Here is a 20,330-nt window from a genome sequence, read left to right on the forward strand (position 1 = left end):
CCGGCATCTCCGTCGCCGGCAGGTGCCGGGCCCCACCCCTCTCTCCGTAGCGTCGACGTCAGGCAGGCCGGACCTCGCCAGGGGCAGCCGGTCGACGACGACGGGAGAGACATGATCCAGGTAGAGGCGCTGACCAAGCGCTACGGGACGACGACAGCTGTCGACGGGCTGAGCTTCTCAGCCCTCCCCGGCACCGTGACAGGGTTCCTCGGGCCCAACGGGGCCGGGAAGTCCACGACCATGCGGCTGATCGTCGGGCTCGAGCGCCCGACCTCGGGGACCGCGACGGTCGACGGCCACAGGTACGCCGACCTCCCCGCACCGCTGCACTCGGTCGGCGTCATGCTCGACGCCCGCTCGGTGCACCCCGGCCGTACCGCGTACCGCCACCTGCTGGCCCACGCCCGCACCCACGGCATCAGCACCGCCCGGGTCCGGGAGGTCATCGAGATGACCGGGCTCGAGTCGGTCGCCCGCCGGCGTGCCGGGACCTTCTCCCTCGGCATGGGGCAGCGCCTCGGGATCGCCACCGCGCTGCTCGGCGACCCGCAGACCCTCATCCTCGACGAGCCTGTCAACGGGCTTGACCCCGACGGCGTGCTGTGGGTCCGTCGCCTGGTCCGTGACCTCGCGGCCGAGGGCCGGACCGTGCTGCTCTCGTCCCACCTCATGCACGAGCTCGCGCTCTGCGCCGACAGGGTGGTCATCATCGGCAAGGGTCGCCTGCTGGCCGACGCCCCGGTCCAGGAGATCGTCGAGAGGTCGGCGGGAGGGTCCCTCGAAGAGGCGTACCTCGAGCTCACCGCCGGGTCGGTCGAGTACCGCGGGCGCGCCGCAGACGGTACCTCCGCGTCGGGAGGCTCACGATGAGCGCCGCCCCGGCCTCAGCGGCCTCGGCCCAGAGCGCCACCCGTGACCCCGCCGCGACGACCCGTCGTGGGCCGACGCTCCCGCGGCTCGTCGCCTCCGAGTGGACCAAGCTCGTCAGCCTGCGCTCGACCCTGTGGACCGCGGCCGTGACGGTCGCTGTCGCCTTCACCGTCACCTACCTGTCCGCGAACGCCTCCTCGGGCGACCCCGGCTTCGACCCCGCACGCTCGCTGCCCGACGGTGTCGCGCTGTCCCAGCTCGGGACGCTCGTGCTCGGGGTCCTCGCCGGGACCGCAGACTTCCGGACCGGTGCCTTCAGGTCGACCTTCACAGCGGCCCCGCGCCGCGGCCGGGTGCTCGCCGCGCGGACCATCGCCACGGCAGGTGTCGGTGCTGTGGTCGCCCTGCTCGCCGTCGCCGCGACTGTGCTCGGCGTCGTGCCCGCCGCCCGCTCCCGGGACATGTCCGTCGACCTCGCCGGCGGGTCTGCCCCTCAGGTGCTGCTCGGCTCCTGGCTGATGCTCCTCGGCATGGCGCTGCTCGGCCTCGGCATCGGGTCCCTGCTGCGGCGGACGGTCCCCGCGATGGTCGCCGCCCTCGCCCTCGTGTTCGTCCTGCCCGTCGGCATCAGCCTCGGTGCCGAGATGGCCATGTCCCCGACCGAGATGATGGCGGAGAGCCCCGCCGGGCCCGCGAGCCTCGACCCTGTGAGCACCGTGACGGCCTTCCTTCCCGGTGACGCCGCCTTCCGCATGACCACCACGGCCGACGACGGCGGCGTCGACGGCGCACCCGACCTCGGACCCTGGGGTGGAGGCCTCGTCTTCGCCGCCTGGATCGTGCTGCCGCTCGCCGGAGCCACCCTGCGCCTGCGCACGCGGGACGTCACGTGACGACGCAGACGGCCGACCGCCGGGCCGCGACCCTGTCCCGGGTGCTCGCCTCGGAGTGGACCAAGACCGCCGGGCTCGCCTCGACCCTGTGGGTGCCGATCACGACGGTCCTCGTCGCCGTCGCTGTCCCGCTCGGCCTGACCATGTTCGTCCGGCCCGGTGACGGCACCACGGCCGCCGGTCTGGTGGTCTCCGGGGTGATCCTCGCCCAGCTCGGCACCCTCGTCCTCGGGGTCCTCGTCGGCACCTCCGACCACGCCACCTCGACCGCCGCCACCACCTACACCGCGGTCCCGCGGCGACTGCCGGTGCTCGTCGCGCAGGTGGTCCTCACCACGGCTCTCGCGCTGGTCACGGCAGTCGTCGCGCTCGGCGCGGCCGTCCTCGTGACCGGCCCGGGCCGGGAGGCGGCGGGGCTCGGCCTCGACCTGGCCGCCCACGACGGCACGGCCAGGGCCTTCGTGGGCTACGTCCTCTACCTCACGGCTGTCGCGCTGCTCGGCCTCGGGCTCGGTGCGGTCCTGCGCCGGCCGGCAGGTGCCCTCGTCACGGGGGTTGCTGTGCTCGTGGTCCTCGACCAGGTGCTCGCGGCCAACCCCGGACGGGTCACCGACACCGTGCGCGTCCTGCTGCCGGGAGTCGGGACCCGCCTCGTCGAGACCGACGCCCGGCTGGCGCTCACCGAGTCCGCGAGCCTCGGCCCGCACCTCGGGACCTGGGGTGCGGGGCTGGTGCTGGCCGCCTGGGTGGTCGGGCTGCTCGTCACCGCGGCGGTCAGGCTCCGGCGCGGAGACGTCACGTGACCGGCCGCGTGCACGAGGACGTCGCCGGCCCGGAGACGCCTGCTGGCCGTCCCGCCCAGCCCGCACCACCACACGCGGTACCGCCCCGACCACCGAGCCCCCGGGACCACCTGGGTGGTGAGAGAGTAGACGCCATGCCTGCCACGAGCCCCGCAGCACCGCTCCCCGGTGCTGGCTACGCGGCACCCCCGGCCGCGTCGCCCCGGCGTCGCCCGGGTCCGGCACCGCGCCGCCGGGACGGGCACCACCGGTGGCTCGTCCAGACCGTGCTCGGAGCCCTCGTCGTGCTCCTCGGGGTGGTCACCTCCGCCCTCGCCCACTCGACGGTCCAGGGCATCGTCGCCCTCGGGATGTTCCCCGAGGGCACCGACAGGCTGCAGACCGTCCCCCAGACCTGGGTCGGCGGCGCCGTCCTCGGGGCGCTCGTGCTCGTCGCGCTGCGCACCCGGCCGCTCCTGGCCGTCGGGATCCTCGTCGGGCTCTCCCTCGTGTCGCTTGCGACCGAGGGGGTCCTCGGCGTCCTCGGGCTGTGCGTCGCGGTGGCCCTGTACGCGGTCGCGAGCACCCGACCTGCCCTCGTCACGTGGTCGGCATGCCTCGCAGCGGTCGTGGTGCTCACGGCCGCGATCTGGCGGTGGCAGGTCATCGGCGTGGGGGAGATGTTCGTCTGGGGCACCTATCAGCGCCCCGCAGGCACCGAGCCCTTCCACCAGCTGATCGAGCCGGAGTTCTCCTCCGGGCGGCGTGCCGCGACCGTCGCCCTCCTCGTGGTGCTCCTGCTCCTCGGGGTCGCCGCTGGCGCCACGTCCCGCGCACGTCGGCTCAAGGCGCAGGCCGAGATCGACGGCCTCGAGGCGAGGGCACGCGACAGCGAGGCGAGCGCAGCCCTGGGCCGTGCCTCTGAGCGAGCCCGGATCGCCCGCGAGATGCACGACATCGTCGCGCACAGCGTCTCGGTGATGATCGCGCTCTCGGACGGCGCGGGCGCGGCCCTCGACCGCGCCCCGGACAGGTCCCGCGAGGCGCTCCAGGAGCTGTCCCGGACTGGCCGGACTGCGCTGGCAGACATGCAGCGGGTGCTCGGTGCGCTCGACCCCGTCGACGGAGGGGACGCTCAGCCCGAGCCGACAGAGCCGACCGAGACCGAGCTCCGGTCGATCGTCGACAGGTACCGGGCGGCGGGTCTGCCGCTCAGCGTCCGAGGTCTCGACGAGCCCCTCCCAGACGACACCGCGCTGCGGCTCGCGCTCGTCCGGATCGTCTCCGAGGCGCTGACCAACGTCCTGCGGCACGCCCCAGGCACCCCGTCGGTCGAGCTCGTGGTGACCCGGGGGGTCGACGCCGTCGAGGTCGAGGTCCTGGACGCTGGCAGCGACCGGCCGAGCGCCGGGGGAGGGTCCGGTCGCGGGGTCCCAGGGATGCGCGAGCGTGCCGCGCTCCTCGGCGGACGCGTCGACACCGGGCCACGCCCCGAGGGCGGCTGGCGGGTGCACGTCGTCCTGCCGTGGACCGGGGAGCGGGCACGATGACCACGGTCCTGCTCGTCGACGACCAGTCGCTCATCCGTATGGGGCTGCGGCTGGTCATCGACTCCGAGCCCGACCTCGAGGTCGTCGGGGAGGCATCGGACGGGGCTGTCGCCCTCGACCAGGTCGCCGCGCTCGCCCCCGACGTCGTGCTCATGGACATCCGGATGCCCGGGGTCGACGGGATCGCCGCGACCCGCCGCGTCGTCGCGGAGCACCCCGGCACGAGGGTGCTCGTCCTGACGACCTTCGACGTCGACGAGTACGCCTTCGCGGCGCTGCGGGCGGGTGCGAGCGGGTTCCTGCTCAAGAGCGCCCGGCCCGAAGAGCTCGCCGACGCGATCCGCACCATCGCCTCGGGCGAGTCCGTCGTCGCGCCGCGCGTGGTCCGACGCATGCTCGACCTCTTCGCCCCGCACCTGCCGAGCGGCGCCGACGCGGCGGGTTCCAGCGACGTGGACCCCCGGCTGGCCGTCCTCACGCCGCGCGAGCTCGACGTGCTGCGGGCCGTCGCCGAGGGGCTGTCGAACGCGGAGATCGCCGAGCAGCTGGTGCTGTCCACCACGACGGTCAAGACGCACGTGGGCAACATGCTGGCCAAGCTCGGGCTGCGGGACAGGGTCCAGGCGGTCATCGTCGCCTACGAGTGCGGGCTGGTCGGACGGGGCTGAGCGACCTCAGGCCCCGGCGACCTGCTGCTCGGCCGGCCGACGGCTGGCCCGGCGGGTCACCAGGAAGAGCACAGCGCCTACGGCGAGCAAGATGCCGGCACGCAACCACGTGCCCGCGGTCTGCTGGGTGAGCAGCACGATGCAGCTGATGACGCCGAGCACCGGCACGACGGTCGCGACCCTGAAGTGGTCCTGCTCGACGGTGTCCTTGCGCAGCACGAGGACGGCGACGTTGGTGCTGATGAACACGATGAGCAGCAGCAGCACGACGGTCTCGGCGAGCACCTGGAGCTCTCCGGTGAAGACCAGCGCGATCGCGACGAGAGTCGTGACGACGATCGCGACCCACGGGGTCTTGCGGCCGGGCAGGACCTTCGCGAGGACCGGCGGGAGCAGACCCTGCGAGGCCATGCCGTAGGTGAGGCGGCTGGCCATGATCATCGTCAGCAGCGCACCGTTGGCGACAGCGATGAGTGCGACCACCGCGAAGACCCGCTCCGGCACGATGTCGGCGGCGTTCACGACCTCGAGGAGCGGTCCTGTCGACCCGGCGAGGGTCTCCGGGTCGACGACGGCCACGGCGGCGACCCCCACGAGGACGTAGACCACGCCCGCGGTGACGAGCGAGGCGAAGAGCGCCCGCGGGTAGGTGCGGCGGACGTCGACGACCTCTTCGGCGAGGTTCGCCGACGTCTCGAAGCCGACGAAGGAGTAGAAGGCGAGCAGCGCCGCCCCGAGGACGGCGAGGGCGGGTGTGGTCCCCTCGGTGAACTGCACGGTGCGGCTGAGGTCGCCGTCGCCGCGGCCGAGCACGATCGCACCGAGCACGACGATGAGCAGGAGGCCGGAGAGCTCGACGGCCGTCATGGCGACGTTGGCGCGCAGCGACTCCTTGATCCCGCGCATGTTGAGCAGCGCGACGAGGATCAAGAACCCGACCGCGGCGACGTTCGTCGGCATCGACACGAAGGTCGTGAAGTAGTCACCGGCGAAGGCGATCGCCAGACCTGCTGCGCTCGTCACACCGGCGGCGAGCATGCTGTAGCCGACGAGGAAGGAGATCGCCGGGGTCTTGAAGGCGCGCTCGGCGAAGACCGCTGCACCACCAGCCTGGGGGTACTTGGTGACGAGCTCCGCGTAGGACCCTGCGGTGAGCAGCGCGAGGCCGAGGGCGACGAGCAGCGGGAGCCACACGGCTCCGCCGACCTCGCCGGCCATGACCCCCACGAGGGCGTAGACGCCGGCGCCGAGGACGTCTCCGAGGATGAAGACGTAGAGGAGCCTCCCGCTCACGGTGCGGGAGAGCGCTGTCGGCTCGTTCTTCTGGTCCGTCTCCTGGACGTGGTCGGTCATCGTTCTCGGCTCTCTGCTGGAGGGGACGGGGGGAACGGTGAAGGGGGGCTTGTGGGGGACCGGGGTTATGCGTGCTCGGTCCCGGCCGGCCTGTGGGCCGTGTCGACACCCGGGAGCATGTCCGCCGGGAGCTGCTCGACCGGGACGAGCACGAGGTCTTGGACCTTCCAGTCGAGGGCGACGACGTCCTCGCGGACACGGCGGAGCTCGCCGAGCCCGGGCACGTCGCCGCGCGGCACGACGAAGGCCTCGACGTGGAAGACGTGACCCAGGTCGCGGACCCGGACGCCAGCCTCGGCGACCCACGGCACTGCCGCGAGGTGCTCTTCGACCTGACCGACGAGCGGGTGCGGTGCGTCGCCCTCGACCGTCGACGCGCGGGAGTCCATGAGCGCCGACGTCGCCACGCGCAGGTTCGTGACGCCGTCCCGCAGGATGCTCGCCGAGATGAACAGGGCTGCCGCAGAGTCGGCCCACCACAGGCCTGCACCGATGCCGAGGATCCCGACGATGCTGCCCAGCGCCGTCATCCAGTCGGCCTTGTTCATGTCCGCGTCGGCGTAGAGCACGCGGTCGTGGAGGGTGCGGGCGAGCGGCATCTTGGCGCGGCCGAGGAGGACCGGCGGGATGCCCGTGAGCACCATCGCGGCGATCATCGGCCAACCGGCCCACACCGGGTGACCGGCGATCTCCATGAGCCCCACGGGCGGGTGCTCGGCGGCGAGCAGCCCGCTGCCGGAGTCGAAGACCATGAACGCGCCCATGGCGAACAACGAGGTCCCCGCCACCAGGTGACCGACACCGACAGACCTGTGGAACCCGTATGGGTGCTCTGGTGTCGGACGGCGGCGTGCGTAGCGGACGGCGACGAGGAAGCAGATCGGCGGGATGAAGGAGAGCAGGTCTTCGACCCACGCGGCCTTCATCGCCTGGGAGCTGCCCATCACCAGGTACACGAGGGTGACACCCACGACGAGGAAGGCGATCGTCCCCCACGCGAGCCTGGTCGCGCGCCGCAGCGCCTCGGCCTGCTCCTCAGGGAGCTCGGTGTGCCCGAACGCGGCGCTCACGGCTGCACGTCCTGACGGTCGAGGAGGTACGACTCGAGCGCGACGAGGAAGGCGTTCTCGCCCATCGGGGTGGCCATCACGTGAGCCTCGGGGGCGCCGTCGGGCCCGGGGACCGTCGTGTAGGGGTAGGTGAGCGCCGCCTGGGCAGACCATGGCGAGGCCTCGGTGAAGCCGCCGACGACGAGGTCGAGCTCCGACCTCTCGAGCCTGCCGACGAGGTCCTCCTCACCGCCCGCCGTCCACTCGACCTCGGCGTCGACCGACTCGGCGAAGCCCTCGACGAGCTCGGGCTCGAGCCCTGTCGGTCCCCCCGCGCCCGTCTCGGTCCAGGGCGGGTTCGACGAGACGCCGACCCGCAGCACGCCGCCGGTCACCGTCTCGAGGGTGCCGTCGGGGTCGGCGGGGAAGCCCCCGCTGCACCCCGTGAGGACCGCGACCATCGCGCAGGCCGCGGGAGCCGCGCGGAACCGGCTGGGCCGGGGACGCTCGGTGTCGGGCATCGTCGCTCCTCGCGCGGGCCGTCTCAGGTCCGCTGTCGTCGGTCGGGGCAGGGGTGCCCCGTCTCGTGCTCGCCGACGTCTTGACGGGCTGTGGTCCACGACCGCTGCGGGTCACCCCGATCGGTCGCGACCACTCTAGGTCGGTCCGGACGAGGGCGCTCCCCGAGAGGACTCGTCGCCTCCGCGGTGGTGAGCGTCACGCAGAGGAGCGCGAGGTGATGTCTGCTCGGCCGGCGCGGGGTCAGTAGTGGTACCGCGCCTGGAGGATGACGAGGTCGTCGTCGAGCACGAGGTAGACGAGACGGTGCTCGTCGGTGATGCGGCGCGACCAGCTGCCGCTCGCGCCGTACCTGAGCTGTTCAGGCTTGCCGATCCCTTGATGAGGGTCGCGGAGGCACGCATCGACGAGCGCGTTGATGCGCTTGAGGATCTTCCGGTCAGCCGTCTGCCAGTGGACGTAGTCTTCCCAGCCGGACTCGTCCCAGACGAGCCGCACCGACCGTGACCTCAGTCCCGGTCGAGGTCGTGGGGTGCAGCACGACCGTCGAGCGCGCGCTCGTGCGCGTCGAGAAGACGACGAGCGTTCGCCGGGGACCGGAACAGGTAGGCGGTCTCTTTCCACGCGGCGTACTCGTCTGCGGGCATGAGGACGGCGTTGCCGTGGCGAGAGACGATCTCCACGGCGACCTGGTCTTCGTTGACCTGCTCGATGAGCGGGAACAGCGTCCTGCGTGCCTCGCTCGCGGAGATCGACATGGGTTCACCTCTTCTAGTGGTACTCATTCATGGTACAACCTGGGATCCTCTCGGTGCGCGGGCTCCGAGGTTCAGGAGAGCGGCCGTCTGCTGAGGCTAGGACGGTGCCCTCGCGGACGTCCAGATCCCATGTGTGGCCTGTGGACAGGTTCCCAGGCAGGTGCCTACCCGCGCAGCACCGTGAGGAACTCGGCGACCGAGGACTCGAGGTGGACCGCGGCGTCGGTGAGGGCCTGGTCGGTGTCGGAACCCGTCGAGATGCGCTCGGTGAGCAGCGTGACGCCGTCGCGCATGGCGTCGACGCTCTCGTCGATCTTGCCCAGGGCTCCCGACACCTCGGTGATGACCTGCTGCGAGGCGCCGAGCTGCTCCTCGACGCGGGTGCTCGCGCTCGCGGTCTCGTCGGCGAGGCGACCGACCTCGTCGGCGACGACGGCGAAGCCCTTGCCGGCCGCACCGACCCGGGCCGCCTCGATCGCGGCGTTGAGCGCGAGCAGCCGGGTCTGGCGCGCGACGTCGGTGATGAGCCCGATGACCTGACGGATGGTCTCGGAGGACTCCCCGAGCCGCGCCACGGCGTCCCTCGCCTCGCCCGCTCGCTGCACGACCGTCGCCGTCACGCCCTGGAGCGCGTCGACCGTCCCGGCCATGCTGCGCGCCGACTCGCCGACGGCCTGGGACACGTGCAGGACGTCCCGCTCGAAGTCCTCGACCAGGGCGCCGCGCGCGGTGTCGCCAGCGGTCAGACGAGCCGCGTCCTCGGCCATCGTCAGGCGTGCCTCGTTGATGGTGACGGCCTGCGAGCGGAACGCACCGGAGAGACCGACGAGCATGAGCTCACGCTCGAAGCGGCCCGTGCCGGCCGCGGCGAGCGCGGCCCCGGCCTCGCGGATGAAGGCGTCGGTGACGTCGAAGAACCTGTTGACGTCGTCGCGGACCTCCGCGAAGCCGTAGGCCTCGGCCTCGGGGACCGCGGCGACCCGGCGCTCCATGTCGCCCCGGGCACCCGCGCGGGCCGCCTCGGAGATGGCGTCGAGGGCTGCGCGGCAGGCGGCGACCTCGGCCTCGAGCTCGGCCGCCCGGCGGCGCGCACCACCCCAGATCATCGGGCACCGCCCGCGACGCTCCACAGCCACTCGCTGTACGTCTGACCCTGCTCGGTCAACCGGTCCTGCAACCAGGTGAGCGACGCCTCGTCGGCCCCGCGGCCCGGGTGCTGGGCCTCGACCTGGAGCATCTGCCCGTAGAGGCGCTCGACCTCGGCCCGGGCCCGTGCGCTCACGGCGCGGCGGGTCGAGTGGTAGCCGACGACCCGGCCCTGGGCGTCGCGGGAGGGGGTGACGTGGGCGAAGACCCAGTAGTGGGCGCCGTCGAGCGCGAGGTTCTGCACGTAGGCGAAGAGCTCGTCACCCGCGCGCAGGGTGTCCCAGAGGAGACGGAAGATGCCGCGCGGCATGCTCGGGTGCCGGATGAGGTTGTGCGGGCGACCGATCGCGTCCTGCTCCTCGATCGCGGAGATCGTGAGGAACACGTCGTTGGTGTAGGTGAGACGGCCCTTGAGGTCGGTCTTGCTGACGATCAGCTGGTCGTCGGCCAGGACACGCTCGACCCCGGTCGGGCGGACGGCGAGGGTGGTGCTGGACATCTGGTCCCCCTGGACTCCGTTGGCGGCCCGGCGCCGGGCTTGTCCCCCCATCGGCGGGGAGGTGGGGAGTATGACCAGAACGGTCAGGTTGGTGGAGGGTGTGCGGTTTCCCGCATGTCAGACGGCCCCCGGACCGCCGGTTCTCACCGGGGCCGAGGGCCGTCTGCTACCTGTCTGTCCGAGCTGGCTCAGGCGCGCTTCGCGGTCCCGTGCCAGGCGGACCAGCTCTCGGGGGCGAGCGTGAAGGTCACGGTCCCGCCCTCGACGGCCGGGGCCTCGCGGTCGACCGTGCCGACCTTCTCGGCCTCTTCCTTACCCTCGCGCATGCCGACGTGGTCGGCGAGCAGCTCGAGGCCGCCGTCGACGCTGACATCGAGGCCCGCTGTGCGGACGGTGACGGTCGCCGGCTCCGCGGAGCGGTTGACGAGGAAGAAGGACAGGGCGCCCGCGGTGCCGTGCTCGCCGGACTCGTCCCACGTGGCGGCGGCGGTGACGAGGGGGACCTCGCCGTGCTCCTTGGTCGTCGTGGTGGGGGAGGAGACGCGCAGGTCGAGGACCGACCCCTGGGCGAGACGGGCGGTGTTCGCGAAGGGGTGGAAGGTCGTCTGGCGCCAGGCGTCGCCGCCGGGCTCGGTCATGATCGGCGCGATGACGTTGACGAGCTGCGCGAGTGCTGCGACCGGCACGCGGTCCGCGTGGTTGAGCAGCGTGATGAGCAGGTCGCCGACGACCACGGCGTCGAGGGCTGAGTAGACGTCTTCGATGATGCGCGGGGCGTCGCGCTGGATCGGCAGGTTCTTCTCGCCCGGGAAGCGGGTGTCGAGGTACCAGACGTTCCACTCGTCGAAGGAGATGGTGATCTTCTTGTCCGAGCGGCGCTCGGCGCCTACGGCGTCGGCCGAGGCGACGACCCGGTCGATGAACCTGTCCATGCCCGTCGCGGAGCCGAGGAAGCTCGCGCGGTCGCCGTTCCGCTCTTCGTAGTACGCGTGCATCGAGATGTGGTCGACGATGTCGTAGGTGTACGAGAGCACGGTGCGCTCCCACTCGCCGAAGGTGGGCATGCCCATCGACGAGGACCCGCAGACGACGAGCTTGATGCTGGTGTCGACGAGCTGCATGGCCTTGCCGGCCTCGGCGGCGAGCTTGCCGTACTCGTGGGCGTCCTTGTGGCCGATCTGCCACGGGCCGTCCATCTCGTTGCCGAGGCACCAGAGCTTGACGTTGTACGGCTCCGCGCGGCCGTTCGCGATGCGCAGGTCGGCCCAGCGGCTGCCGGCCTCGCCGTTGCAGTACTCGACGAGGGCAGCGGCCTCGGCCACGCCGCGGGTACCGAGGTTGACGGCCATCATCGGCTCGATGCCCTCGCGCTCGGCCCACTGGAGGAACTCGTCGGTGCCGACGGTGTTGGGCTCGATGGTGCGCCACGCGAGGTCGATGAAGGGCTTGCGTTCCTCGACCGGGCCGACGGCGTCTTCCCACACGTAGTTGGACACGAAGTTGCCGCCGGGGTAGCGGACCATGCTGACCCCGAGCTCCTTGGTGAGGTCCGCGACGTCGCGGCGGAAGCCGTGCTCGTCGGCGGTCGCGTGCGTCGGCTCGTAGATGCCCGTGTACACGGCGCGGCCGAGGTGCTCGACGAAGGAGCCGAAGAGGCGGCGGTCGATCTCGCCGACGAGGAAGTCGGGGTGCAGCGACACTGTCGCGGCGACGGGCTGGGTGGTGGCGCTGGCGCCGGACGCTGTGGTCGCTGCGTCGTTTTCCATCGTTGTACTACCTCCGTTGGCAATGTCCCCGATGGGGGAGGGGTGTGGGTCGACCGTACCCGATCCGGCGCGAGATCGGAACGTTCCGATCGGACGACACCCGCCTGACGACGGTCTCTCTCCCCTCGAGGTCGTGTTCGCGACCTCGAGGTCGCACGGACGCGCCGGTTCTGGCCTGGGCGAGGTGGAATCCGGCGTGTCAGTACGACCTCGCTGCTTGGGGTGCGACTTGGGCACCGGGGGTGCGGCTTGGATGCGTCCCATCGCGCCAGTCGACGGCCGAGGCGGAGAGCGCTTCCCGGAGCGCGCTCGTCGGGCTAGGCTTGGAACGATTCAACCGGTGTCGACGACGACACCTCCCCGCAGTTCACCGTCGAGATGCGCCTGGAGCCTGAGTCCGTGACCTCCCAGAACCCGTCCACCCGCCGCCGATACGCCGTCGCAGGGCTGGGGCACCGCAGCCACATGTACGTCGACGCGATCCTCGGGGACCACGCCGACGTCGCCGAGCTCGCGGCCTTCTGCGAGCCCAACCGAGGACGCGCCGCCGTGTACACCGACCTCGCGGCCGAGCGCGGACGCCCGGGCGTCCCCACCTACGCCCCGGCCGACCTCGAGCAGATGATCACCGCCGAGCACGTCGACACCCTGATCGTCACGACCCCCGACGCGACCCACGCCGACCTCGTCGCCCGCGCGCTGCGGGCCGGGGCCGACGTCGTCGTCGAGAAGCCGCTGACCACCACGGCCCAGGGCTGCCGCACCATCACCGACGCCGTCGCCGAGACCAGCCGCTCGGTCGTCATGACCTTCAACTACCGCTACGCACCGCGCAACAGCGAGCTGCGCCGCGTGATCGCCTCGGGGGAGATCGGCGAGGTCACCTCGGTCCACTTCGAGTGGGTGCTCGACTCGGTCCACGGCGCCGACTACTTCCGCCGCTGGCACCGCCTCAAGGACGTCTCGGGCGGGCTGCTGGTCCACAAGTCCAGCCACCACTTCGACCTCGTCAGCTGGTGGATCGCCGACGCCCCGACCCGCGTGTACGCACGCGGGGGCCTCAAGGTCTACGGCGACACCTCGCCCGTCGCCCGGGAGATGGCCGAGCGCGACGCGGCAGCAGGCCTGCCGCCCCGCCCGGCGCGCGGCACCGGCAGCGCCGACGGCACCCGCGGCTGGGAAGGGCGCGCGGGTGACCGGTGGGCCCTCGACCTGCGCGCCGACGAGCGCCTCAAGGCCCTCTACCTCGACGCCGAGCACCACGACGGCTACGTCCGCGACCAGGACGTGTTCTCGGCCGGGATCACCATCGAGGACAACCTCGCCCTGCTCGTCGACTACGAGCGCGGCGCGACCCTCACCTACTCCCTCAACGCCCACGGGCCGTGGGAGGGCTATCGCGTGAGCGTCAACGGCACGAAGGGGCGCGCCGAGCTCGAGGTGGTCGAGCGCGGCTCGGTCGAGCTCGACGAGCGTGGCAGGTCCATCCTCGACCCGAGCGCGAACCCCGGTGCGTGGGAGGGGGACGACGTGCGCCCCTTCGGCGACAGGCTCGTGGTGCAGAAGCACTGGGGACGGGCCCGCGAGGTACCGATCCCCGCCGGGATCGGCGGGCACGGCGGCGGTGACGCGATCTTGCTGCAGGACGTGTTCCGCGCCCCTGTCGAGGGGGCGCGTCACGACCCGCTCGGCCGGGCTGCCGGGTACCTCGACGGCGTGCGCGCCGTCGCGGTCGGCATCAGCGGCAACGCCTCGCTCGCCAGCGGTCAGCCTGTCGACGTCGCCGACCTCGGGCTGGGTGTGAGCATCTCGGTCCCGTGGCCGCCGGAGCGACCGGCGGGGGCAGGCTCGGCCGAGCCTGTCGTCGCGCCGCACGACGCGCACCCCACCCCGACCTCCGACCCCGCAGGAGCGACCGCATGACCCGCACCTACACAGCCGCGATCGTCGGGACCGGCGGCATCGCGAACGCCCACGCCCAGGCCATCGCCGACACCGCCGGACGCCTCGTCCTCACGCACGCCGTCGACGTCGACCTGAGCCGCGCCGAAGACTTCGCCCAGACCTGGGGGCCGACCGCCGGCGCGGGCACCCGACCGACAGCCTCGACCGACCTCGCCCAGGTCCTCGCCGAGACCACCGCCGCGGGCACCCCGCTCGACCTCGTGCACGTGTGCACCCCGCCCCAGTCGCACTTCGCCCTCGCGGCCCAGGTGCTGCGCGCAGGGGTCGACGTCCTCCTCGAGAAGCCGCCGACGCTGTCCCTGGCCGAGCTCGACGAGCTCATCGCCCTGGAGGGGCAGACCGGCGCGCACGTGAGCGTCGTGTTCCAGCACCGCTTCGGCTCGGGTGCTCTGCGGCTCGAGGCGCTCCTCGACGACCCGGCGGCGCCGCTCGGCCGGCCTCTCGTGGCCGTCTGCCACACGCTCTGGTACCGCGACGCCGAGTACTTCGCCGCACCGTGGCGAGGCCGCTGGGACACCGAGGGCGGTGGCCCGACGATGGGCCACGGCATCCACCAGATCGACCTGCTGCTCGCTGTCCTCGGGCCGTGGGCCGAGGTCACGGCCCTCGCCGGCCGCCAGGCCCGCGAGACGGACACCGAAGACGTGTCGATGGCCGTCGTGCGCTTCGAGAGCGGTGCGCTCGCGAGCGTCGTCAGCTCGGTGGTCTCGCCCCGGCAGACCTCGCAGCTGCGCTTCGACCTCGAGCACGCGACGGTCGACCTCGAGCACCTCTACGGCTACACCGACGACAGCTGGAGCCTCACCCCGGCGCCGGGCCACGAAGAGCTCGCGGCGCTCTGGGTGAGCGACCCCGGCTCGGCGGTGTCGAGCCACTCGTCCCAGCTCGCGGCGATCGTCGACGCCCTCGACGCCGGGCAGGCGCCGCCCGTCACCGCGACCGACGCGCGGCTCACCGTCGAGCTCGTCGCCGCGCTGTACGCCTCGGCCTTCACAGGGCAGCCGGTCCGGCGCGGTGACATCGATGCCGACCACCCCTTCGCCACGAGCATGGAGGGGACGGGTGCCCCGTGGGCGCGAGAGACTGCGGGCGTCGGTGCCCGCACCAGCCCTGACCGAGACAGCACACCCGACGTGACCGAGACGCCCGCCCCGGTCGCCCCGAGCACAGCGCAGACCCCGTCCGAGGAGAACCGATGACCCGCCTCACCCTGTCCGACGACGGTGCAGCGCTCACCGTCAGGCTCGCCGCCGGCCCGGGCGGAGGCGAGGCTGTCGACCTGCTCCGCTACGTGTACATGCCGACCGACGTGCAGCTCGAGTCGCCCCGGCCGTACTTCCACCCGCTGCGCACCGTGGGAGGCGACCTCGTCAGCCTGTTCCGCCCGCACGACCACGTGTGGCACAAGGGCATCGCGTGGTCGCTGCCCAACGTCGGCCCCCACAACTTCTGGGGCGGACCGACCTACGTCCGCGGCCAGGACTACGTGCAGATCGACAACGACGGGTCGATGGTCCACGAGGGCTTCACGGCCGAGCGCGCCGACGACGACGGCGTCAGCGTGACCGAGTCGCTCGTCTGGGTGACGCAGGCGGGGGAGCGTGTGGTCAAAGAGGTGCGGAGCTTCACGGTCTCGCTCGTCGACCCGGCAGCCTCCGTCCCCGAGGCTCCCGACCTCGCGACGTCCGCACCTGCCGAGGCAGGCACCGGCCCGTCAGAGGCCGCACCCGGCCCCGCCTGGGTCCTCACCTTCCAGACGACCATGACCAACATCTCGAGCGGCCCGCTGCCCATCGGCAGCCCGACGACCAACGGTCGGGAGAACGCCGGCTACGGCGGGCTGTTCTGGCGCGGGCCACGCTCCTTCACCGGCGGCACGATCCTCGCCCCGGGCTTCGCAGGTGGCGAGGAGATCCGCGGGCAGCGCGCGCCGTGGGTCGGGTTCACGGGCACGCACGACGAGACGGCGCGGCGGTCGACGCTGGTCATGGTCGACTCCTCCGACAACCCGCGGGGTCCGTCGTCGCCGGGCCTGGACCCCGAGTGGTTCGCGCGCAACGAGTGGTTCGCCTGCGTGTGCGCAGCCCCGGCCTTCAGCGAAGAGATCCCCTTCGCCCCCGAGGAGTCGTTGACCTTCCGCTACGCGGTCGTCATCGCCGACGGCGGGGCCGACGCCGAGGGCGGCGCGGCCCTCGCCCAGATCGGCAGCGCTGCCCTGGCCACCCGCGGCTCGCTCGCCGGACGGCGCGGATGACGCACCCCTTCCCCGGCGGGACGAGCGTCTCTCGGCTGAGCGTCTACGACTGGCCGACGACCGACGGTGCCGGTCTCGTCGGGGGTGGCACCCCGCACCTGCACCTGGCCTCCGACGAGGGCTACGTGGTCCTCTCGGGCGCAGGGTCCGTCCAGACCCTCGGCCCGGACGGGTACGCCGAGCACCCGCTCACCGCCGGGACGCTGCTCTGGTTCCAGCCGGGGGTGGTGCACAGGCTCGTCAACGACGGAGACCTCGAGATCCTCGTCGTCATGTCCAACGCCGGTCTGCCTGAGGCAGGGGACGCCGTCATGACCTTCCCCGCCGACGTCCTCGCCGACGCTGAACGCTACGCAGCCGCAGCGAGGCTGCCTGCGCTGCCGCCGGACGCGATCGCCACGGTCCCGTCGAGCGACGCCGCGACGACTGGCTCCGCGACCGCGACCGCGGTGACCGCCGACACGGTGACCGCCGACGCGGCGCGTGCCCGCCGAGACCTCGCCGTCGAGGGGTTCACGGTGCTGCGCGAGCGGGTCCTCGCCGAGGGCCCCGGGATCCCGATGGGCGAGCTCTACGACGCTGCGGCCCGGCTCGTCCGAGACAAGGTCCCCGGTTGGCAGCTGACGTGGGACTCGACGGTCCGGGCCTCGACAGACCGCACCGCTGACGTGCTGGCCGCGCTCGCGGTCGGCACCGCGCCGCACCTGCGCGACGCCGCGACCGCCTCGACGCAGGCACGCCCTGGCCCGCCGCGCTACGGCATGTGCGGTCGCCTGCGCACCTGGGCGCTCTGACCCCCACACCTCTCGACCCCCACCCTCCACACCCCCCCGAGGACCTGTCATGCCGCACTTCGACCTCCCGCTCGACCAGCTGGTCACCTACCTGCCCGACCGCGAGGAACCCGCCGACCTCGACGAGTTCTGGCACCGGACGCTGACCGAGCAGGACGCCGAGCACCCCCTCGACGTGACCTTCGAGAGGGTCGACACCGGCCTGACCGAGATCGTCACCGAGGACGTCACCTTCACGGGCTTCGGCGGTCAGCCCGTCAAGGGCTGGTTCCACAGGCCGGCCCGGCTCGAGGGCCCCCTGCCGACTGTCGTCACCTACATCGGCTACGGCGGCGGGCGCGGCCTGAGCCACGAGTCCGTGCTGCACGCTGCGGCCGGTCACGCGACCCTCGTCATGGACAACCGCGGGCAGGGCAGCGGCCACCGCGTCGGCGCAACAGGTGACGCCGGACCGACAGGATCGCACGCGGCCGGGTTCCTCACGGCCGGGATCGAGTCCCCCGAGACGTACTTCTACACCCGCCTGCTCACCGACGCCGAGCGGGCGGTCCGGGCGGCCCGACGGCACACGGCGGTCGACTCGTCGGCGGTCCTGGTCTCGGGAGGTTCGCAGGGAGGTGCGCTCTCCCTCGCCGCAGCAGCGCTCACCGAGCTGCGCGACGGTCTCGGCGAACCTGCGCTGCGTGGCGCGATCGTCGACGTGCCCTTCCTCGCGCACGTCCGCCGGGCGTCGGTGCTCACCTCCGCCCGTCCCTACGGCGAGCTCGTCGAGTACCTGCACACCCACCGCGACAGCATCGAGCAGACCTTCCGCACCCTCAGCTATGTCGACGGCGTGAACCTTGCTGCCCGGACCACGGTCCCGGCGATGTTCTCGGTCGGTCTCATGGACGAGATCTGCCCGCCGTCGACCGTCTACGCGGCCTACAACCACTACGCGGGACCGAAGGAGATGGTCGTGTACCCCTACAACGGCCACGAGAACGGCGGAGCGTTCCAGGAGGTCGAGCACCTGCGCTTCGCCCGGGAGCACCTCGGCTGAGGTGCTCGGTCCACCTGGGGCCCAGAGGACTAGACGTCCTGCGGCATCGCCCGGACCAGCACGAGCGCCACGTCGTCCGCCTCGGCTCCCGGGGCGAGCGTCGCCAGGACGTGGTCGGCCAGGTCGTCGACCGAGAGGGCCTGCTGGCCCGCGAGGGTGCGGGTCAGCAGGTCGATGCTCGCGGAGAGCAGGACACCACGACGCTCGACGAGCCCGTCGGTGTAGAGGAACAGCGTGTCGCCGTCGCGCAGCTCGACCTCGTGGTCGTGCCGCTCGACCGTGGGCAGCAGCCCGACGAGCACGTCGTTGGGGCGGTGCAGGAGCTCGACGGTCCCGTCGGCCCGCAGCAGGACGGGGTAGGGGTGCCCGGCGTTAGACCATCGCAGGGTCCGGACACCGCGCGCCCTGTCGACCTCGCTCTGCTCGATGCGTGCGACGACGGCCGTGGCCGTCGCCCCGCTCCCGAGGGCGAGGCCCAGGACAGCCTTGTCGGTCTCCTCGAGCACGGCCGAGGGGCAGCCGCCCGTGACGTACGCGATGGTCCGCACGATGCCCCGCAGCTGGGCCATGGTCGCGGCAGCCTTGTGGTCGTGGCCCGTGACGTCGCCGACCAGGACTGTCGTCGCGCCGTCCTTGGTGACGAAGGCGTCGTACCAGTCGCCGCCGATCTCGAGGTCGTCGCCCGCCGGCTGGTAGCGGACCACGACCTCGAGGTCGCGGGGCGTGGGCGGCGGGGTGAGCAGCGAGTGCTGCAGCTCGATCGACCCTTCGCGGGCCTGCCGGGCGCGGATCTCGTTGAGCTCGGCGTGGGCCCGCAGGTAGTCGATCTGCGCACGCTGCCACTCCGAGGCGCGCACGGCCGAGGCGACCGCGGAGGTCGTGAGCATCATGAACTGCCGCTGCGAGGCGTCGAAGGGCCGGTGCGGTCCGGCGCGCATCACCAGGACGCCACCGGGGGTCGTGTCTCCGTCCACCTCGAGCGGTGCGACGAAGGTCCGCTCGTGCACGACGGGGCGGCTCGTCGTGCGGACCTTGTCCACCAACCCGGCCGGGAGCTCGGCGAGCAGCGCGTCGTCGCTCGTGGCGGCGAGCCGGATCCCTGAGGTCGACGGCAGGTAGACCGCGCAGGCCTCGACGTCGGCCGTGCCGCCGAGCAGGTCGACGACGGTCCGGGCGAGGTCTTCGGTGCCGCCGCGGTGCTCCTGGAGCGCGACGTGCAGCGCGTCGACCGTGCTGAGGCGCCGACGGTCGACCACCTGGCTCGTCGTCTCCGTCGCGATGTCGAGGACGCCGACGACCTCGCCGGCGTCGTCGACGAGCGGGGAGTACGAGAAGGTGAAATAGGTCTCCTCGTCGAAGCCTGAGCGGTTCATCAGCAGCGGGGTGTCGACGCTCCACGTCGGACGGCGGGTCGTGAGGACCTCGTCGAAGAGCGGGCCGACGTCGTCCCAGATCTCCGCCCACACCTCGCGGGCCGGTGCCCCGAGGGCCCACAGCCGCTTCTGCGTGCCGAGCATCTCGCGGTACCCGTCGTTGTAGACCATCGTCAGCTCGGGCCCCCACACGAACATCACGGGGAAGCGCGTGCTGAAGCACATCCTGGCGGTCTGCCGCAGCGACTCGTCCCAGGTCGAGATCGGACCGAGCGGTGTCTGCTCCCACGGGAAGGCGAGCGTGGCGGCGCCCATGTCGCTGCTCAGCGCCGTCGGCGCGAACCACTCAGAATCCATCGGACCAGCCTAGTGGCCCTCAGGCCCCGAGATCCGCGTGCAACCGACGACGACAGGGGCGGCTCCGGTGCCCCGTGCCAGGGCCGATCTGGCACCCTGCCCGCGTGGCCCGACGGCTCGCCGACACCTGTCGTCCACAAGGAGAAGTTCGTCCTGGTCGCCTCTTGCGCAGCACGGTAAAGTTCGCACGACTGCCCTGTGCCCGATCCGCCTCGCTCACGAGGGGGAGGGCCGGTGGAGCGGTACCACCATCGGGAGGGACTGGACCGTGAGCGAGCCGACAGGTCGACGTGCGCCAGGAGCGCAGGCCGGACCAGCCCTGCAGCCGGGGCACCCTGTGCACCCCGGGCACGGCCACATCGTGCTGCGCTTCTCCGACGGCACCGAGCACAGGCTGCGCGGCATGACCCTCGTCGGCCGCAGCCCGCAGGCCGAGCCGGGTGAGGTCATCACCGACCTCGTCTCCGTCGTCGACCCGGGCCGCTCCGTCTCCAAGACCCACCTGCTCGTCGGCATGGACGCCCGCGGCCTGTTCGTCCAGGACCGCAGCTCGACCAACGGCACCGTCGTCACGCTCCCCGACGCCCAGCAGATCCTCTGCGGCGAGTCCCAGACCGTCCGCGTCCCCGCGGGAGCCACGGTGTCCTTCGGCGACCTCGGCTTCGTCGCCGACGCTGTCGAGCAGGACTGAG

General features: G+C 72.4%; 20 protein-coding genes. 11 read left to right on the top strand and 9 right to left on the bottom strand.

What is annotated here, in order from left to right; translation table 11 throughout:
• Positions 1-111: 111 nt before the first annotated feature.
• From SANBI_RS02640 to SANBI_RS02660, 5 genes are all read left to right on the top strand, one after another.
• Positions 112-870 carry an ABC transporter ATP-binding protein gene (locus SANBI_RS02640; protein WP_319158664.1) on the top strand — a complete coding sequence of 253 codons (759 nt, stop codon included), beginning with the start codon at positions 112-114 and terminating at the stop codon, positions 868-870.
• A complete protein-coding gene (locus SANBI_RS02645) occupies positions 867-1,763 on the top strand; it encodes an ABC transporter permease subunit (protein WP_319158666.1) in 897 nt (298 codons plus the stop codon). Before SANBI_RS02640 ends, SANBI_RS02645 begins: the two co-directional genes overlap by 4 nt.
• Positions 1,760-2,566 (top strand): hypothetical protein, encoded by an 807-nt coding sequence (locus SANBI_RS02650; RefSeq protein WP_319158668.1) that lies wholly within the window; start codon positions 1,760-1,762, stop codon positions 2,564-2,566. The genes SANBI_RS02645 and SANBI_RS02650 overlap by 4 nt, the downstream gene beginning before the upstream one ends.
• Before the next feature lie 134 nt (positions 2,567-2,700).
• Entirely contained in the window at positions 2,701-4,095 is a 1,395-nt protein-coding gene (locus SANBI_RS02655) for a sensor histidine kinase (protein WP_319158670.1), read from the top strand.
• Complete coding sequence (locus SANBI_RS02660; protein ID WP_319158672.1) at positions 4,092-4,763, top strand: response regulator transcription factor; 672 nt, start codon at positions 4,092-4,094, stop codon at positions 4,761-4,763. The genes SANBI_RS02655 and SANBI_RS02660 overlap by 4 nt, the downstream gene beginning before the upstream one ends.
• Before the next feature lie 6 nt (positions 4,764-4,769).
• On the opposite strand, the gene SANBI_RS02665 is transcribed toward SANBI_RS02660, so the two are convergent.
• The 8 genes from SANBI_RS02665 to arfA all read right to left on the bottom strand — a co-directional run bounded on the left by SANBI_RS02665 (position 4,770) and on the right by arfA (position 11,853).
• Positions 4,770-6,116, bottom strand: a complete 1,347-nt coding sequence (locus SANBI_RS02665) for an APC family permease (RefSeq protein WP_179914563.1) — start codon at positions 6,114-6,116, stop codon at positions 4,770-4,772.
• A gap of 65 nt (positions 6,117-6,181) precedes the next feature.
• Positions 6,182-7,186, bottom strand: coding sequence for a cation diffusion facilitator family transporter (locus tag SANBI_RS02670; RefSeq protein WP_319158675.1), 1,005 nt, complete (start codon positions 7,184-7,186; stop codon positions 6,182-6,184).
• Positions 7,183-7,686, bottom strand: a complete 504-nt coding sequence (locus tag SANBI_RS02675; RefSeq protein WP_319158677.1) for a transporter substrate-binding domain-containing protein — start codon at positions 7,684-7,686, stop codon at positions 7,183-7,185. The genes SANBI_RS02670 and SANBI_RS02675 overlap by 4 nt, the downstream gene beginning before the upstream one ends.
• 241 nt (positions 7,687-7,927) lie before the next feature.
• The gene (locus tag SANBI_RS02680; protein WP_319158679.1) at positions 7,928-8,182 is read right to left on the bottom strand and encodes a Txe/YoeB family addiction module toxin; all 255 of its coding nucleotides are present in this window, start codon (positions 8,180-8,182) and stop codon (positions 7,928-7,930) included.
• 11 nt (positions 8,183-8,193) lie between these two features.
• Positions 8,194-8,442, bottom strand: a complete 249-nt coding sequence (locus tag SANBI_RS02685; RefSeq protein WP_319158681.1) for a type II toxin-antitoxin system Phd/YefM family antitoxin — start codon at positions 8,440-8,442, stop codon at positions 8,194-8,196.
• 164 nt (positions 8,443-8,606) lie between these two features.
• On the bottom strand, positions 8,607-9,548 hold the full coding sequence (locus tag SANBI_RS02690; RefSeq protein WP_056135997.1) for a methyl-accepting chemotaxis protein: 942 nt from the start codon (positions 9,546-9,548) through the stop codon (positions 8,607-8,609).
• Positions 9,545-10,087 (bottom strand): PAS domain-containing protein, encoded by a 543-nt coding sequence (locus tag SANBI_RS02695; protein ID WP_319158684.1) that lies wholly within the window; start codon positions 10,085-10,087, stop codon positions 9,545-9,547. Before SANBI_RS02695 ends, SANBI_RS02690 begins: the two co-directional genes overlap by 4 nt.
• Before the next feature lie 188 nt (positions 10,088-10,275).
• Positions 10,276-11,853, bottom strand: coding sequence for an arabinosylfuranosidase ArfA (gene arfA / locus SANBI_RS02700; protein ID WP_319158686.1), 1,578 nt, complete (start codon positions 11,851-11,853; stop codon positions 10,276-10,278).
• Between the two features lie 399 nt (positions 11,854-12,252).
• Between arfA and SANBI_RS02705 the strand changes: the two genes are divergently transcribed.
• From SANBI_RS02705 to SANBI_RS02725, 5 genes are read left to right on the top strand one after another with little or no spacing between them, the layout of a single operon-like run.
• Positions 12,253-13,776, top strand: a complete 1,524-nt coding sequence (locus SANBI_RS02705) for a Gfo/Idh/MocA family protein (protein WP_319158688.1) — start codon at positions 12,253-12,255, stop codon at positions 13,774-13,776.
• Positions 13,773-15,017, top strand: coding sequence for a Gfo/Idh/MocA family protein (locus tag SANBI_RS02710; RefSeq protein ID WP_319158690.1), 1,245 nt, complete (start codon positions 13,773-13,775; stop codon positions 15,015-15,017). Before SANBI_RS02705 ends, SANBI_RS02710 begins: the two co-directional genes overlap by 4 nt.
• A complete protein-coding gene (locus tag SANBI_RS02715; RefSeq protein ID WP_319158692.1) occupies positions 15,014-16,072 on the top strand; it encodes a DUF6807 domain-containing protein in 1,059 nt (352 codons plus the stop codon). Before SANBI_RS02710 ends, SANBI_RS02715 begins: the two co-directional genes overlap by 4 nt.
• Positions 16,069-16,866, top strand: a complete 798-nt coding sequence (locus SANBI_RS02720; RefSeq protein WP_319158694.1) for a cupin domain-containing protein — start codon at positions 16,069-16,071, stop codon at positions 16,864-16,866. The genes SANBI_RS02715 and SANBI_RS02720 overlap by 4 nt, the downstream gene beginning before the upstream one ends.
• 49 nt (positions 16,867-16,915) lie before the next feature.
• Positions 16,916-17,908 carry an acetylxylan esterase gene (locus SANBI_RS02725; protein ID WP_319158696.1) on the top strand — a complete coding sequence of 331 codons (993 nt, stop codon included), beginning with the start codon at positions 16,916-16,918 and terminating at the stop codon, positions 17,906-17,908.
• 29 nt (positions 17,909-17,937) lie between these two features.
• On the opposite strand, the gene SANBI_RS02730 is transcribed toward SANBI_RS02725, so the two are convergent.
• The gene (locus SANBI_RS02730; protein WP_319158698.1) at positions 17,938-19,638 is read right to left on the bottom strand and encodes a SpoIIE family protein phosphatase; all 1,701 of its coding nucleotides are present in this window, start codon (positions 19,636-19,638) and stop codon (positions 17,938-17,940) included.
• Between the two features lie 268 nt (positions 19,639-19,906).
• Between SANBI_RS02730 and SANBI_RS02735 the strand changes: the two genes are divergently transcribed.
• A complete protein-coding gene (locus SANBI_RS02735; protein WP_319158700.1) occupies positions 19,907-20,329 on the top strand; it encodes an FHA domain-containing protein in 423 nt (140 codons plus the stop codon).
• Position 20,330 lies beyond the last annotated feature (1 nt).

This window comes from Sanguibacter biliveldensis, assembly GCF_033798665.1.
GTDB classification, from domain to species: Bacteria; Actinomycetota; Actinomycetes; order Actinomycetales; family Cellulomonadaceae; genus Sanguibacter; species Sanguibacter inulinus.

Bases quoted from the DNA above. Each gene is read 5' to 3' on its own strand.
- SANBI_RS02645 (WP_319158666.1), top strand. From the start codon at position 867: ATGAGCGCCGCCCCGGCCTCAGCGGCCTCGGCCCAGAGCGCCACCCGT.
- SANBI_RS02655 (WP_319158670.1), top strand. From the start codon at position 2,701: ATGCCTGCCACGAGCCCCGCAGCACCGCTCCCCGGTGCTGGCTACGCG.
- SANBI_RS02675 (WP_319158677.1), bottom strand. From the start codon at position 7,686: ATGCCCGACACCGAGCGTCCCCGGCCCAGCCGGTTCCGCGCGGCTCCC.
- SANBI_RS02640 (WP_319158664.1), top strand. From the start codon at position 112: ATGATCCAGGTAGAGGCGCTGACCAAGCGCTACGGGACGACGACAGCT.
- SANBI_RS02660 (WP_319158672.1), top strand. From the start codon at position 4,092: ATGACCACGGTCCTGCTCGTCGACGACCAGTCGCTCATCCGTATGGGG.
- SANBI_RS02665 (WP_179914563.1), bottom strand. From the start codon at position 6,116: ATGACCGACCACGTCCAGGAGACGGACCAGAAGAACGAGCCGACAGCG.
- SANBI_RS02730 (WP_319158698.1), bottom strand. From the start codon at position 19,638: ATGGATTCTGAGTGGTTCGCGCCGACGGCGCTGAGCAGCGACATGGGC.
- SANBI_RS02695 (WP_319158684.1), bottom strand. From the start codon at position 10,087: ATGTCCAGCACCACCCTCGCCGTCCGCCCGACCGGGGTCGAGCGTGTC.
- SANBI_RS02685 (WP_319158681.1), bottom strand. From the start codon at position 8,442: ATGTCGATCTCCGCGAGCGAGGCACGCAGGACGCTGTTCCCGCTCATC.
- SANBI_RS02720 (WP_319158694.1), top strand. From the start codon at position 16,069: ATGACGCACCCCTTCCCCGGCGGGACGAGCGTCTCTCGGCTGAGCGTC.
- arfA (WP_319158686.1), bottom strand. From the start codon at position 11,853: ATGGAAAACGACGCAGCGACCACAGCGTCCGGCGCCAGCGCCACCACC.
- SANBI_RS02710 (WP_319158690.1), top strand. From the start codon at position 13,773: ATGACCCGCACCTACACAGCCGCGATCGTCGGGACCGGCGGCATCGCG.
- SANBI_RS02725 (WP_319158696.1), top strand. From the start codon at position 16,916: ATGCCGCACTTCGACCTCCCGCTCGACCAGCTGGTCACCTACCTGCCC.
- SANBI_RS02690 (WP_056135997.1), bottom strand. From the start codon at position 9,548: ATGATCTGGGGTGGTGCGCGCCGCCGGGCGGCCGAGCTCGAGGCCGAG.
- SANBI_RS02715 (WP_319158692.1), top strand. From the start codon at position 15,014: ATGACCCGCCTCACCCTGTCCGACGACGGTGCAGCGCTCACCGTCAGG.